The organism is Streptomyces sp. NPDC031274, assembly GCF_055570235.1.
Genome location: NZ_JBVIHP010000007.1, coordinates 190750 through 205680 on the forward strand (window position 1 = coordinate 190750; position 14931 = coordinate 205680).

Genomic DNA, 14931 nt, shown 5'->3' on the forward strand with positions numbered 1-14931 from the left:
CGGTTGTGGCGGGGCGAAGGCCCGTTTACGACAGACCGTTACGACAGGCCGTGGACGTGGGGGCCCACCGCCTTGGACCAGGAACTGCCGTCGGCCGCGTCCCAGTTCGTCGACCAGGTCATCGCGCCCCGGATGTCGGGGTACGTCTTGGACGGCTTGAAAGAGCCGCAGCTGGTGCCCTTCGCCAGGCAGTCCAGGGCCTGGTTCACGACGGACGGCGAGACATAGCCGCCGCCCGCCGCCTTCGAGGAGGCCGGGACGCCTATGCCGACCTGCGACGGGGAGAGGCCGCCCTCAAGCTGGATACAGGCGAGCGCGGTGAGGAAGTCGACCGAGCCCTGGCTGTAGACCTTGCCGTCACAGCCGATCATCGAACCGCTGTTGTAGTACTGCATGTTGACGACCGTGAGGATGTCCTTCACGGCGAGCGCCGTCTTGAAGTACTCGTTGGACGTCGACTGCATGTCGATCGTCTGCGGCGCCATGGTCAGGACGAACCCGGAACCGGCCTTTGAGGCAAGGGACTTCAGGGCCTGCGACATGTAATCCGAGTGGAGCCCGTTCTCCAGGTCGATGTCGACGCCGTCGAAGCCGTACTCCTGCATGAGTTTGTACGCCGAGTCGGCGAAGGCGGTCGCGGACGCCGAGTCGCTGACCGACACCGCGCCCTTCTCGCCGCCCACCGAGAGGATCACGGACTTCCCGGCCGACTTCTTGGCCTTGATGTCGGCCTTGAACTGCTCGACCGTGTATCCGCCGAGCCCGGCCGAGTCGAGATGGAAGGCAAGTTCGCCGGGCGTGCTCGTCGCGTCCGCGAACGAGACCGCGATGATGTCGTATTCGTCCTGTACGTCGCTCAGCTTCTGCACCGTGGCGCCGTTGTCGAAGTTCTGCCAGTAGCCGGTCACCGCGTGCTTGGGCACTGCGCGGTTCGCGGCGTCGGCGTTGTCGGCGCCGCCGGTCAGCAGGCCGGTGAGCGCCAGGGCGAGTGCCGTTGCCAGACCGATGACAGACCCTGCCTTCCTGCGTGTACTGCCGCGTGCGTGATCCACTTCTGCCTCCGGTGGGGGGAGTTGGGGCATTCGGAGAGCTCTCGCTTGCTCGTACAACCTCGTACGACCTGGTCCAGTGGTCGTACAAGCTGGTCCAGACCAATTGAGTTGTCAAGACCTCTGGCACCACCAGGACCCCAGGAGTCCGGCCAACCTCAATGTGAACAGTGGGAAGTTGGGTGTTGAGGTGGCACTGACCTGGATATGGTGCTGAGGCAGAAGTGCACGAAGCCAGGGGGGTGTACGCATGCCGACCGCCATAGCCGTCACAGGCCCGGACCTGGTGCTGCCCTCGCCCGACCGGCACACCCCGTCCGCGGCCGTCCTCCAGAGCGCCGTCCAGTCGTCACGGACGTACTCCCTGGACCAGGCGCTGACCGAGATGCACACGCTCATCGAGCACCACGGCTATGTGATCGTTCTCTGCCCCGCGTCGGCGCCGCCCGCCGTCGTGCAGCGCATGCACGCGATCCGCTCCGTCCTGGAGAGCGACCGCATCGCGATCCTCCGCCCCGACCTGCCGCCGCTCGGCCTGGCGGTCCTCGCGCTCCAGCTCCGCCAGCTGTCGATCTGCGACTTCAGCCCCGGCGTGCTCGCGTCGGCGTCCCGGCTCCTCTCCCACTACATCTACGCGGGCGCCCTGCTCGGCTCGGTGGCGAAGCTGGACCGGGTCCCCGTCACTCTCCAGTCGCACGCCAAGTCGTGGGTGCCTGGAGCCCAGTTCGCCGTCCTCGCGACCCCGCGCCCGCAGCTGATCAAGGTGACGGGTGACGCGACGCTCCCCGGCCCCGGCTTCGGCACGAAGATGCTGTACGCGACCGGGCAACTGGCGTCGGACTGGGTCACCGGGACGCTCGCCCCGGCGTGGCGGACGCAGGGGGTGACGGAGGCGCGGCTTCCGGGTGAGTCCGCGCGCTGGTGGGCGACGGGCAAGCTCGTCGAGTTCGCCGCGGCGATCCCCGACATCTCCGTGCTCTACCAACTGGTGTCGTCCGTGCGCCGGGACGACTGCCACTGGTGCGGCCTCGAACTCATCGGCGACCGCTGCGGCTTCTGCGCCGCGCCACTGCCGCCGCCTCCTGAACGGGCGGCACCTGCTTCGGCAGCGGCCTCTTCCTCTGCCGCTGCCTCCGCCTCTGCCGTACGTGCACTGCCGCGAGGCGGGACGTAGGGCCCGGCCCAGCAGCGGGGACGTAAGGCCCGGCCCAGTTGGGTACGAACCCGAACTGAACACGCACCACACCGATCACCGTCCGTAGCCTTCCGCACCCGATCGAGGTAGTCCGGTTCATGAACTCACGCCAGCGCCGCGGCGTCATCCTGCTGGTCCTGTCGGTCCTGGCCGCGTTCGGCGCGTTCGCGGGCGTCCTTTCGGTGATCCGGGACGTGAACTCGAAGGTGGGGCCCGAGGTGGCCGCGTACAAGCTCAAGGGGGACATCGCCCCCTACAAGGAGCTGAGCGCGGACCAGTTCGAGAAGGTCGAGATGCCGGAGCGCTGGCTCTCGGACAACGCGGTCACCGATCTCCGCCAGGTCCGCGGCAAGATCGCGGTGACGGAGCTGCGGAAGGGTTCGCTGCTTCAGACGGACATGATCGTCAACCGTCCCGAACTCGACCCGGGGCAGCAGGAGATCGCCATCATGATCGACGCGGCGACCGGCGTCGCGGGCAAGATCACGCCGGGCGCGACGGTGAACATCTACGCCACCTTCAAGGGCGAGACCGACAACGCCAAGGACCAGTCGAAGGTCATAGTCGAGTCCGCGAAGGTGATCGACGTGGGCAAGCTGACGGCGCTCGACCCGGACCAGGACGACCGCAGCAGCCGGCGTACGGCGACGGAGGCCGTGCCGATCACGTTCGCCCTGGACACGGCGGACGCGCAGCGCGTCGCCTACGCGGAGTCGTTCGCCACGCACGTGCGGCTCGCCCTCGTCGGGCAGGGCGAGGAGAGTGCCATCCCGCGGGGTGACCGGACTTACACACTCGACGAGGACAAGTGACGAGGACAAGTAGGGGGCCCCGCGGATGAGGCGACGCACGTCTGTACCGCCGCAGCGCGGCGGATCACTCCCGCCCGCCCACCCGAGCGCTCCGCGCCGCCGGGTGTTCGGTCGGGCGGGCGGGGAGAGCCTGTTCGCCCGGGAAGTGATCATGCGGGGTGCTCGGGTGCGTGGGCGGGAAAGGCCTGTTCGTCAGTACCTACTGCAGCACCTGCTGCCGAGCGGGCATGAACGGGGCACCCACTCCGGTGCCGATGATCCCGGGAGCGTCGTATGACAACCCGCATCCTCCCCGCGGTAGGGGACATGGACGCAGCCCGAGCACTCTCGACGCTGATCGGGCAACTGCCGGAGGCCGAGCCCGCCCTCCCCGTAGCGGATTCGACCGCTCTCCTCGACACCCTGGCGAGGCTCGCCGCGGAGTCCCTGGACGAGCTCCCCGAAGTAGTCCTCATCCATGAGCGCATCGGCCCCGTCCCGGCCCTGGACCTGATTCGCGACCTGGTCCTGCGCTTCCCGGCGGTCGGCGTCGTCCTGATCACCGCCGACACGAGCCCGGGCCTGCTGACCGCCGCGATGGACTCCGGCGCACGCGGCATCGTCGGCTTCCCGCTCGCCTACGACCCGCTCGCCGAGCGGGTGCACGCGGCGGCGGCCTGGTCGGCGGGCATGCGCAGGCACCTCGGCGGCGCGGGCATGGAGCTCTACGCCGGGCAGGGGGAGCCCCCGGGTGGCGGGCACGTCGTCGCGGTGAGCGGGGCCAAGGGAGGCGTGGGGACGACCCTCGCCACCGTGCAGCTCGCCCTCGCGGCCCGCGCCTCCGGCCGCAGCGTCGCCCTCCTCGACCTGGACCTGCAGTCCGGGGACGTCTCCTCCTACCTGGACGTACAGTTCCGCCGCTCCATCGCCGACCTCGCCACGATCACCGACATCACACCCCGCGTCCTCCAGGACGCCGTCTACACCCACGAGACCGGCATCGGCCTCCTCCTCGCCCCCGGTGAGGGCGAGCGGGGCGAGGAGATCACCGACCGGGTGGCCCGCCAGACGCTCAGCGCCCTGCGCAGCCGCTACGACGTCGTACTCGTCGACTGCGGTGCGTATGTCACCGGCGCGAGCGCGGCCGCCATCGAACTAGCCGACCAGGCGATCCTCCTCGTCACCCCGGACGTCGTCTCCGTACGCGCCGCCAAGCGCATGGTGCGCCTGTGGGACCGCCTCCAGATCCGTAAGGCGGAGGAGACACTCACGGTCGTCAACCGCCACGGCAAGGCCGCGGACATCCAGCCCTCCCTGGTGGAACGGGTGACGGGCACGAAGGTGGCCCGTACAACCGTCCCCGCGAACTTCAAGGAACTGCAGGGCGCGGTCGACGCGGGCCGCATGCAGGACCTCGACAGCAAGTCCTCGGTGAAACAGGCGCTGTGGGCGCTGGCGGGCGAGCTGGGTCTGGTGGACCCGGAGAAGTCCGGCGGGAGCAAGCGGGGCGGCGCACTGGCGCTCCGGAAGCGGGCTGCCGGGGGCGACAGGGGCGCCGTGACTCTGGAGTTCGCAGGAATGTTCCCCCTGCTGCTCGTCGTGATGGGCCTCCTGTGGCAGTGCGCGCTGTACGGCTACACGTTCTCCCTCGCGGGCAACGCCGCGGACGAGGCGGCGCGCGCGGCGACAGCGGCGTACGCGGTGGGCGAGGGGGGAGCGGCTGCGTGCACGGCCGCCGCGAAGGAGCATCTGCCGTCGGCGTGGCAGGGCGCGACGGTGGCCTGCACGGACGACGGCGCGGTGTGGAAGGCCCACGTGGACGCGGATGTGCCGCTGTTCTTCCCCGGGATCGACACGGGCTGGTCGGTGAGCGGGGAGGCGGGCGCGGCGAAGGAGGGGGAGGACGGGTGAGGGGCTGCCGCCGACTCGCGCGCACCGCCGAGCACCGGGTCCGCCGGTTCTGCCGGTTCTGCCGGTTCTGCCGGTTCTGCCGGTTCCGCCGGTTCCGCCGAGTTCGTCCTCGAACGCCGGACGGGATGGGTGGTCTGCGGGGGGTGAGTCCTCGGGGGCGGGGTTCCTGGGGGGCGAGACCTTGGGGGCAGGGTTCCTGGGGGGCGAGTCCTCGGGGGCAGGGTTCCCGTGGGCCGAGCCCCCGAGGGCAGAGTCTCTATGGGCCGAGCCCCCGAGGGCGGGGTTCCCGTGGGCCGAGTCCTCGTGGGCTCTGTCCCCGAGGGCCGAGTCCCCGTGGGCCGAGAAGGAGCCGCCGCCCCTGGAACGACCAGGGCGTATCGATGCTCGAATTCGCCGGTTTCCTGCCCATCCTGCTCCTCATAGGCCTGGCCACCATCCAGCTCGGCCTGGTCGGCTACGCCGTCAACCAGGCAGGCTCCGGCGCCCGCGCGGCAGCGCGCGTCGCCTCGCAGGGCGAGGGCGGCGAAGCCGCGGGCCTGGCGGCGATGGACGGCAGCCTCGACGCTCAGGTCGCCCTCAGCGGGGGCGGCACCACGACAACGGCGGAGGTCACCGTCCAAGTCCCCACCCTCCTGCCCTTCGTGGACGCCGGCTGGTCCGTCTCGAAGTCGGCCACCATGCCCAACGACGACGCCGAAGACGGGAGCTGAGAGAGAAGAAATGAGCCTCCGCGACCGCGTAGCGACCCCGAACGAACACGGCAAGGACGGCGGCCCCAGCCGCGACGACGGCCTCGTGGCCGTCTACCGCTCCAAGCTCCTCGAAGAGATCGACCTCGCCGAGATGTCGTCCCTCACCGCGGCGGACCGCCGAGTCCGCCTGGAACGCGTCATGGGCCACATCATCAGCCGAGAAGGCCCGGTCCTCTCCACCTCGGAGCGCTCCCAGCTCATCCGCCGCGTCGTGGACGAGGCCCTGGGACTCGGCGTACTCGAACCACTCCTCGCCGACGCCTCCATCACGGAGATCATGGTCAACGGCCCGGACTCGATCTTCGTCGAGCGCGCCGGACGCATCGAACAGCTCCCCCTCCGCTTCGCGTCGAACGACCAGCTCATGCAGACCATCGAACGCATCGTCTCCACGGTCAACCGCCGCGTGGACGAGTCGAACCCGATGGTCGACGCCCGCCTCCCCACCGGCGAGCGAGTGAACGTGGTCATCCCTCCGCTCGCCCTCACCGGCGCGACGCTCACCATCCGCCGCTTCCCCCGCGCGTACACGCTGCACGAGCTCATCGGCCTCGGCTCGCTCGACGAGCACATGCTGCTCCTGCTCTCCGCGTTGGTCCGCGCCCGCTTCAACATCATTGTCAGCGGCGGCACGGGCTCCGGAAAGACGACGCTCCTCAACGCGCTCTCCGGCCTCCTCCCGGCCCACGAACGCATCATCACCATCGAGGACTCGGCCGAACTGCAACTCCAGCAGGACCACGTGATCCGCCTCGAATCCCGCCCCCCGAACGTGGAGGGCAAGGGCCAGATCACCATCCGCGACCTGGTCCGCAACAGCCTCCGTATGCGCCCCGACCGCATCATCGTCGGTGAGGTCCGAGGCGGCGAGACGCTCGACATGCTCCAGGCGATGTCGACGGGCCACGACGGCTCCCTCGCCACGGTCCACGCCAATACGGCGGAGGACGCGCTGATGCGCCTCCAGACCCTCGGTTCGATGTCGGAGGTCCAGATCCCCTTCGAGGCGCTGAAGGACCAGATCAACTCGGCGGTGGACGTGGTCGTCCAGCTGGCCAGGCACGCGGACGGCTCTCGCAAGATCGCCGAGATCGTCCTCCTCGTCTCGCACGGCCGCGAACAGTTCCGCATCGCCCCGGTGACCCGCTTCGTGCCGAACCAGCCGGGCGGCGGGGGACTGGACCGCCGCGTGCACGGCTACTTCGAGCACCTGCCACTGCCACGCTCCGTCGCGGAGCGCCTCTACGTGGCGGGCGAGCCGGTGCCGCCCGGCTTCGGCGTGACGCAGGCCATCGACGTACTGAACACACGAGAGGCGATCGGATGAGTAGGAGGGCGCGTACGCGGATGAAGATGAGTTCGAGGGCGCGTACGCGGATGAGGACGGGCACGAGGGCGCGTACGTGGATGAGGACGGGCACGAGGGCGCGTACGAGAGAGGCCACCGTCTGATGGCGAACCAAGCCGCCCTCCTGGCTCTCGGCGCCACGATCCTGACCGGCACACTCGCCGTCGCGGGAATCCACGCGTACGCGTCGGGGCGGGCCCAGCGCCAGGCACTGGTCGACCGCCTGTCGATCGGCCCCGGCAAGGGTGACGCCGTCGGCCGGGGCCGCCGCTTCGCGGCCGTGGACCGCCGCCTGCGCCGCACGCGCCTGGGCCGCACCATTCACCTGCGCCTCTCGGCGACGGGACTGGACCTGACGGCGGGCGAGTTCTTCGTCTACGTCGTGGCGGTGGTCGCCGCGCTGTGGCTGATGGCGGCGGCGGCCCTGGCCCCGTTCTTCGGCCCGATCGCGGGAATCGTGGCGATATGGAGCGCGGTGGTCTTCCTCAACTGGCAACGCCAGAAACGGATCGAAGCGTTCATCAACCAACTCCCGGACGTAGCACGCATCCTGGCGAACGCGACAGCGGCGGGCCTGGCGCTACGTACGTCGCTGGCGATGGCGGCGGAGGAACTGGAGGCCCCCGCGGGCGAGGAACTCTCCATGGTGGCGGACCAGTTGACGTTGGGCCGCTCGATCGACGACACCCTGGGAGAACTGGCGGAACGCCTCCCGTCCCGCGAACTGATAGTCCTCGTGACAACCCTGGTGCTCTCCAACAAGGCGGGCGGCTCGGTGGTGAACTCCCTGAGGAACCTCACCCAGACTCTTGAGGACCGGAAGGAGACCCGCAGGGAGGTCCGCACGATGCTCTCGGAGGTCCACGCGACGGCGTTCACGGTCCCGCTCCTGGGCCTCGGCTCGCTGCTCCTGATCAATTCCTCCAATGAGGGCGCACTGGCGAGGGTGACGGGATCGCCGGTGGGCCAGATGCTGATCCTGATCTCACTGGGCCTGTACGCGGTGGGCTTTTTCGTGATCAGACGCCTGGGCAAGATCGAAGTCTAGAAGCAGAGAGACGAGACAAGAGACAGACGAGGCAAGAGACAGACGAGGCAAGAGAGAGGGGAGGGGGATTTACGTTGCTGGCACTGGCTCTGGCAGTGGTGATGGGACTCGCGGTGGCGGGCGTCTGCCAAGGCGTACGCATGTACCGCGCGGAGGCGAAGCTCCCCTCGGACCTGGCGATAGCTCTGGAGATCGGCGCCACGCGCGTCTCGACGGCGGGCTCGGCGGTGGACCGCCTGGGTATGCGCTTCGCGCCGCTCGTCCTGCGCCTGATGGGCCCGAAACGGGTGGACGCCAAGCGCCGCAGGATCGACATGGCGGGCAACCCGGGAGGCCTGACGATCGACCGCTACGCGGCACGCCGGGCGGTGTACGGCCTCTTCGGCGTAGTGATGGGCCTGGTCTTCCTCTCGAACGGCTCCCCGCTCTTCGGCCTCCTCACTCTCGCCTTCGGAGTGACGGCGGCAGACGCGCTGATCTGGCAGGCGATACGGGATCGCCGCGAGGTCATCGACCGTACGCTTCCGGACTTCCTGGACGTACTCGCGGTGGTGGTATCGGCGGGCCTCGGCTTCCGCCAGGCGCTCGACCGGGTGGCGGAGCGCTACGAGGGGCCCTGGGCGGACGAGTTGAGGATCACGTTGCGCCAGATGGACATGGGGGTCAGCCGCCGCCAGGCGTTCGACGAACTGCGCCGCAGGAACGCGTCGGAGCAGGTGTCGCAGTTCGTCTCGGCGCTCCAACAGGGCGAAGAACTGGGCTCGCCCATCGCGGACACACTGATCCAACTGGCGACGGACATGCGCCGCACGGACGCCCAGAACTCACGACGCAGGGCGGCCAAGACGATCCCCAAGGCAACGATGGTGACGCTGGTCTTCATGCTTCCGGCCACGATGATCCTGATCGCGGCGGGCATGTTCCTCGGCTCGGGGTCGGACTTCGGCTCGATTCTGGGGAAGTGAGGGGTGCTGTGATCGATGCGATGGGCGGTACTGGGAGCCGTACGGTGCACCTCGCGGCGGGAGCAGGTATCAAGCCACTCGGCGAAACCTCTTCGCGGCTGCAACCCAATGTGGGACAGTCACTCGGAGGGCGGCATGGGTGCTTTAACCCGGGGGGTGGCCCCAACCGGGTCCTGTTCGCCCAACGGACCTTTGCAAAAGGCGAGTTCACGGTATTCACGGGAGGGGAAGTCGTGGAACGCATCGAGTCACCGACCGCCCGGTCACGGATCTCTGCCGCATGCCTCCGGGGTGCGTGATGACCTCGCCACCGGGGAAGGAAACTCGCCAACTTCCGCGTCTCAAAAGGCATTGGTTGCGGAGAGTGGCTGATGGGTCACGTGATCTCGCGTACGTTGCCTATGACGACAGGGGCGTCGGAATTGATTGCGTCGGCGGTTCGTGTACCGGGTGGGAGAGAAGGGGCCATCATGCTGAAAGATCGCGTACTCAGAGTCTGGGTCGACTGGACCGTAACCGTGGCTTCCCGGGTTCGGGGGAGGGAGCGGGATGCGGGGGCTGGGTTTGTGGAGTATGCGGGGTTGATGATTTTGATCGCGGGGATCTTCGTGCTCATCGACGGCTTGGGGCTCGACGGTCAGATCTCCGGTGCGATTCAGGACGCAGTGTCGGACGTGATCGGCGGCTGAGGCGGAGTCACCTCCTCAATGACACAGGGCAGACTCTCCCGATCTACATTTGGATGACGGGGATTCTGCTCTTTGTTGCGTTCGCGTTCTTTGCCTTCGCCCAAGCCGCATCCGCCCGGAACGGCGCCCAGTCCGCTGCTGATGCTGCGGCTCTGGCGGCTGCACAGGACGCCAGGGGCGAACTCGTCGATGGGCTAGGGGCATCCATCGGTGAGGGAGACGACTGGCTCGACTGGCTGGGGGGCGACAAGTTCACCGGTGATGGCGCCGAAGGCTCGGCGCAGGCGCTGGCAGCGGACAACGACTCCTCCGTCACCAGTTTTGGACCGGCCGAAGTGAACGGCTATCCGGGTTTCCGGGCGAAGATCGAGACTAACTACACGGTGGGTGACTCGATCATTCCGGGCACGGAGTCCCAGCACGCCCAGGCCGAAGCCACGGCGATCATCAAGCCGCGCTGCGATGTTGCTCCTTCGGCCGACCCAGAGAAGGCCGTGGAATTCGACTGCGACGGCGGCGACTCTTTCGAGCTCGACCCGGATGAATTCGAGCTGGATGATCTACCGGACGCATCCGTTCTCTTCTCCGTTCACTTGGCCGACTGATGAGCGTTCGACGAAAGAAGGAAGCTGTACCGATGAACATTCGGCGCACCATAAAGACCCGCAGGGCAATGACCGCTGTGGCGATCACTACTGGGCTGGTCCTCACGGTCGCCGGCTGCGGTGGTGGGAGTGACGACGGCGACGGCAAGTCAGAGAAGGGAGCTTCGTCACCCGCGAAGACCAAGAGCGGTGAGGATGGCGAGGACAAGGAGGCGGCGCCCCAAGATCCCGCGTCAGACAAGGTATTGGCAGAGGTGAAGGGGGAGGAGAACATCACGCTGACGGTTACGTCCGCCGTGCGTGATGAGGGCGGCTTCGTTACGGTCTCGGGCAAGGTGACGAACAGCGGGGGCAAGTTCTGGGCTGCTGCCAACTGGCGTGGTGAGGAACGTGAACTGAATAAGAACGGTTCATCGGTAGCGGGCGCCAACTTGATCGACAACGCGGGGAAGAAGAAGTACCTCGTACTCCGCGACACCGGGGGGCGTTGCTTGTGCACCAAGTTCACGGGCGGCGTGAAGCCCGGCCAAACGGCTGACTGGTACGCCCAGTTCCCGGCACCGCCGGAAGGCACCGCCAAGGTCGACTTCCAGGTAGGCGCCATGCCCCCCGCCCCCATAGAGATTTCAGAGGGCGAGTGACTCATGGGACACCCACGACCACGCACCCGCAGCCGCACCCTCGCCACAGCTACGGCCACCGTCACAGCCCTGGTCCTCCTGACAGGCACCCCCGCCTTCGGGGACGACGACGACCCCAGTGCGCCCCCCGGCAGTACAACCACCACGAAACCCCAGGACGTCGACTCCAACAGCCCAGGGCTGAAGCTGGCCGACGGAGCGACGCTGGCCCCGGCGAAGGTGCTTGACATCAAGTCCGTGGTCGAAGCCCTCGGCGGCGAGGAGCGCCGCGAGGACACCAACACGGACGTGAAGTTCGCGCTGCAGGCGGAGGTGCTGTTCGCCAAGGACAGTCCCAAGCTGAACCCGGAGGCGAACGCGCGGATCAAGGCGATCGCTGAAGAGGCGAAGGCCCAAAAGGCGACGAACGTCCGGGTGTTCGGCTTCACGGACGATCTCGGCTCCTACAGCCACGGCAAGAAGCTGTCGCGCGAACGCGCGGAGACCGTGCACGACAAGATGGCCAGCTTCTTGGGCCCTGAGGTCACGTACTCCGTACGCGGCTACAGCGAGGACTATCCGATCGCGGACAACGGCTCAGAGGAGGGCCGCAAGAAGAACCGCCGCGTCGAGGTGTCCTTCCCGAGGGGCTCCAGCGCGGACACGGGAACGGCCCCCTCTGGGAGCCAGGACTGACAGTCCCGGTCGCCCCCCCCAAGGGTTCTGGCTCCAGCGCTAGGCGCGTCGCCGGCGTCACAGCGGGCCGCCTTGAGGGTGAGGGCGTGACGAGGACCGCGCTCCGTTGGGGGGCGCCGTGACGGGAGTGCTGGTGGGCCGGTGTTGGTGGGGTTGCCGGGGCCGTCCGGTGGTCCCGAGTTTGGCGGTTACGGGCCGGGCGTCAAGGGCGCTCCTACGTCGCGTCGGCTACGCCGATTCCGCTTCGCTCCACCCTTGACCCCCGCCCCTCCACCGCGCGAGGGAAGACAACCGGACGGCCCAGGGGCGGGACTCTCGGGACGGCTGTCTGGGGTCGTCGGCTTGACTGCCGGGTGCGGGCTGGTTCGTTGGGGGCGGCGGGGAGTGGGCGAGGTGCGCGGTCGGTTCGGGGAGGGGTGCGGGTCTCGTCAAGCGTCCGGCGGCCGGATCGTTGGGGGTGGCCGTGGAGGGGTGGTGGAGGGCCATCGGGGGAGTGGATTGCAGGAAAGTCCCACGGGAAGCCCCCAGGAGCGGGGCTGGGGTGGGACTTTCTTGCAGTCCGCCCCTTTCAGGGGGCATCCCACTAGGTGGTGTGGAGATGCGGAGTTGGGGACTTTGCAGGTGATGGCCGTGGTGGGGCTGGAGTGTCGGCATAGACCGGCAGCGACCGTGGCGGGCAGCAGCGTTGAGGGTGGGGCCAGGTGCTCGCATTGATGGTCGCCGTGTACCGCATCGGGCCTAAGCAGTCCGGGTCTCTACACCACTCGCCGCCCCACGCCCCCGGGCCGTGGGGCGGCGTCCTGCGGGGCATCTACTTTGGCGAGGTGCCCCCACCGGAGCGAGCGACCAGGCGGCCGGTTCGTCGGGGTGGACGTGACGGGATGTGGGTGCGGCCCGGGCCGTAGACGCGAAAGTCATCGTCATCGGCATCGTCACGAATAGCGTGTCCCTGTGGAGCGGATGAGAACACTCGGCGTCTTGTTCAGCTTCGGCGCCATGGTGCTGATCACGGCATGTGGGAGCGGGGCCGCCGAGCCCTCCGCCGGCGAGTCCCGGGGGGAGGGAGGGATGCTGTGCGTCTGGGCGGGTACCGAGCGGCCGCCGCCGAGCGCGACGTCCAGCGGCTGCCCGCAACAGCCCGGCCCGCTGCCCACAGTGACCATGACCCCGGAGAAGGACGCGAAGTGGGGTTGGGCCAACCCTAGTTGCCGACCTAGCTTGCAGGGCAGGGCCGGTGCGACCCGCCACGGTACGCGAGTGAGGTGCGAGGAGGTTGGTGGCCGGTGGCGGTGGCAATGGCGTATCCCACCCCAGCCGAAGGAGCCCTGCGTGGACGAGGGGGAATGGGAACTCGGTGCCCGCACCCGTTCCTACGTGTGCCGAGACGGGAGCTGGCGCGAGGAGCGACGCGAGGACTGGCGTAGCCCGTCCCCGAGCAACTGGCCCAGCCAGGGCCCCGGCAAGATCCCGAACCCCCACGGGCTCACAGCCGACATCACCCCCAGCTGACGGGCCGACTGGCCACTCCCTCCAGCGAAGCCGCCCCCACGCCCCTGAAAGGGGGCGGACTGCAAGAAAGTCCCACCCCAGCCCCCTTCCTGGGCCGCTCCCGTGGGACTTTCCTGCAATCCACTCCTCGGATAGCCCTCCACCACCCCTCCACGGCCGCCTCCGACGATCCGGCCGCCGGACGCTTGACGAAACCCGCACCCCTCCCCGGACCGACCGCGCACCTCCCCCACTGACGGCCACCCCCAACGATCCGGCCGCCGGACGCTTGACGAGACCCGCACCCCTCCCCGAACCGACCGCGCACCTCGCCCACTCCCCGCCGCCCCCAACGAACCAGCCCGCACCCGGCAGTCAAGCCGACGACCCCAGACAGCCGTCCCGAGAGTCCCGCCCCTGGGCCGTCCGGTTGTCTTCCCTCGCGCGGTGGAGGGGCGGGGGTCAAGGGTGGAGCGAAGCGGAATCGGCGTAGCCGACGCGACGTAGGAGCGCCCTTGACGCCCGGCCCGTAACCGCCAAACTCGGGACCACCGGACGGCCCCGGCAACCCCACCAACACCGGGCCAGTACAGCCCCGTCAGAGCAGGTGGTCCGCCTTGCCCGCCTTGATTTCGTGGATCAGGGTGCGCAAGGCCTCCCCGGTGTCCGTGAGGTAGCGGTCCTCCTGTCCGGCGACCGCGATGTAGGCGTTGCCTTCGCCGTCGGTACCGAGGCGGAAGCAGTTGTTTCCCTCGCCGCAGTACGGGTCTTCCCAGTCGATGCTCGGCACGGTGTCTCCCCTAGTGTTCGCGTGCGACCTTGCGGATGAGCTCGCGTGATGCCGATACCGGCAGCGAGGCCTCCGCCATCCAGTCCAGATGGGCACGGTACTTCGTGAGCTGAGCCTCGGCATGGGTGAATTCAGGGCCGTGTGCCGAGTCCAGTTGCACGGTGTCGAGTTGGGGTACGGCTCCGTCCGCGTACAGGAGCGCGTGGCCCGCTCCGGGGAACCCACCCGCCGTGTTGGGAATGATGCGCACGTCGACGGACTCGTGCTCGGATCTGGCGGCCATGTGCAGCAGTTGCTGGCGCGTCACGTCCGAGCCGCCGAACGGCATGCGCAGGACGGCTTCATGCACGTACGCGATGTACGACAAGGGAGCCTGACGGTCGAAGACTTGCTGCCGGTCCATGCGGTTGGTGACACGCAGCTCGATCTCCAACCGGCTCAGGCGTGGCAGGACTGCGGCGAAGACCGCGCGTGCGTACTCCTCCGTCTGGAGCAGGCCGGGCACGTGCATGACCTGGGCGGTGCGTACGCGAGTGGCGTGCCACTCCAACTCGGCGATGTCCAGCAGGCCGGACGGCAGAGTGCCCCGGTGCTTCTCCCACCAGCCGCGTTCTCTGCTCTCGGCCATGACGACCAAGGCGTCCGTGTAGCGGGCGTCCGTGCACGTGTAGTTGCAGGACAACGTGCGGATGCGGTCAGGGGAGAAGGGGCGGATGCCCGACTCCATGTTGGACAGTCTGGTCCGGTCGATGCCGAGCAGTCCGGCTGCGTACTCCGTGGTGGTACCGGCCGCGAGGCGCATCTTGCGGAGCTCGGCCCCCAGCCGCTTCTGCCGCTCGGTAGGCGTGGTGCGAGTGGCCATGCCGCCCCCTCTAGTGCCGTGGTCGCCTCAGTTTGCCCGCCTTCGCTGACGACGGTCCACAGCGGTAGGGGTAATTATCCCCAAACGCATGGACACTGTGACTCGGGCATCCCTACAGTGAG

General features: G+C 68.5%; 15 protein-coding genes. 12 read left to right on the forward strand and 3 right to left on the reverse strand.

The annotated features are described in order from the left end of the window. Window positions 1-38: 38 nt before the first annotated feature. Window positions 39-1082: a chitinase gene (locus ACZ5CR_RS14350; protein WP_468857283.1), complete on the reverse strand. Its 1044-nt coding sequence runs from the start codon at window positions 1080-1082 to the stop codon at window positions 39-41. A gap of 217 nt (window positions 1083-1299) precedes the next feature. Between ACZ5CR_RS14350 and ACZ5CR_RS14355 the strand changes: the two genes are divergently transcribed. From ACZ5CR_RS14355 to ACZ5CR_RS14410, 12 genes are all read left to right on the forward strand, one after another. Then, on the forward strand, window positions 1300-2223 hold the full coding sequence (locus ACZ5CR_RS14355; RefSeq protein WP_468857285.1) for a hypothetical protein: 924 nt from the start codon (window positions 1300-1302) through the stop codon (window positions 2221-2223). Window positions 2224-2342: 119 nt separating this feature from the next. Beyond that, window positions 2343-3056: a Flp pilus assembly protein CpaB gene (gene cpaB / locus ACZ5CR_RS14360; RefSeq protein ID WP_468857287.1), complete on the forward strand. Its 714-nt coding sequence runs from the start codon at window positions 2343-2345 to the stop codon at window positions 3054-3056. Between the two features lie 273 nt (window positions 3057-3329). Next, on the forward strand, window positions 3330-4946 hold the full coding sequence (locus ACZ5CR_RS14365) for an AAA family ATPase (protein WP_468857289.1): 1617 nt from the start codon (window positions 3330-3332) through the stop codon (window positions 4944-4946). Window positions 4947-5326: 380 nt separating this feature from the next. Then, complete coding sequence (locus tag ACZ5CR_RS14370) at window positions 5327-5656, forward strand: TadE/TadG family type IV pilus assembly protein (protein WP_468857291.1); 330 nt, start codon at window positions 5327-5329, stop codon at window positions 5654-5656. Between the two features lie 10 nt (window positions 5657-5666). Next, complete coding sequence (locus ACZ5CR_RS14375; RefSeq protein ID WP_468857292.1) at window positions 5667-7025, forward strand: CpaF family protein; 1359 nt, start codon at window positions 5667-5669, stop codon at window positions 7023-7025. A gap of 124 nt (window positions 7026-7149) precedes the next feature. Continuing rightward, the gene (locus tag ACZ5CR_RS14380) at window positions 7150-8094 is read left to right on the forward strand and encodes a type II secretion system F family protein (RefSeq protein ID WP_468857294.1); all 945 of its coding nucleotides are present in this window, start codon (window positions 7150-7152) and stop codon (window positions 8092-8094) included. 74 nt (window positions 8095-8168) lie between these two features. Further along, window positions 8169-9059 (forward strand): DUF5936 domain-containing protein, encoded by an 891-nt coding sequence (locus ACZ5CR_RS14385; protein WP_468857295.1) that lies wholly within the window; start codon window positions 8169-8171, stop codon window positions 9057-9059. 470 nt (window positions 9060-9529) lie between these two features. Beyond that, complete coding sequence (locus ACZ5CR_RS14390; RefSeq protein ID WP_266873100.1) at window positions 9530-9748, forward strand: hypothetical protein; 219 nt, start codon at window positions 9530-9532, stop codon at window positions 9746-9748. After that, window positions 9745-10353: a pilus assembly protein TadG-related protein gene (locus ACZ5CR_RS14395; RefSeq protein ID WP_468857473.1), complete on the forward strand. Its 609-nt coding sequence runs from the start codon at window positions 9745-9747 to the stop codon at window positions 10351-10353. Before ACZ5CR_RS14390 ends, ACZ5CR_RS14395 begins: the two co-directional genes overlap by 4 nt. A 32-nt stretch (window positions 10354-10385) precedes the next feature. Then, the gene (locus tag ACZ5CR_RS14400) at window positions 10386-10994 is read left to right on the forward strand and encodes a hypothetical protein (RefSeq protein WP_468857297.1); all 609 of its coding nucleotides are present in this window, start codon (window positions 10386-10388) and stop codon (window positions 10992-10994) included. Between the two features lie 3 nt (window positions 10995-10997). Further along, entirely contained in the window at window positions 10998-11669 is a 672-nt protein-coding gene (locus ACZ5CR_RS14405; protein WP_468857298.1) for an OmpA family protein, read from the forward strand. A gap of 1329 nt (window positions 11670-12998) precedes the next feature. Beyond that, on the forward strand, window positions 12999-13178 hold the full coding sequence (locus tag ACZ5CR_RS14410; protein ID WP_468857300.1) for a hypothetical protein: 180 nt from the start codon (window positions 12999-13001) through the stop codon (window positions 13176-13178). 577 nt (window positions 13179-13755) lie between these two features. Here ACZ5CR_RS14410 and ACZ5CR_RS14415 read toward each other — a convergent pair. Together ACZ5CR_RS14415 and ACZ5CR_RS14420 are read right to left on the reverse strand one after the other, a co-directional pair. Then, window positions 13756-13947: a hypothetical protein gene (locus tag ACZ5CR_RS14415; RefSeq protein WP_468857301.1), complete on the reverse strand. Its 192-nt coding sequence runs from the start codon at window positions 13945-13947 to the stop codon at window positions 13756-13758. A 10-nt stretch (window positions 13948-13957) separates the two neighbouring features. Continuing rightward, complete coding sequence (locus tag ACZ5CR_RS14420; protein ID WP_468857303.1) at window positions 13958-14809, reverse strand: helix-turn-helix domain-containing protein; 852 nt, start codon at window positions 14807-14809, stop codon at window positions 13958-13960. Window positions 14810-14931: the final 122 nt, after the last annotated feature.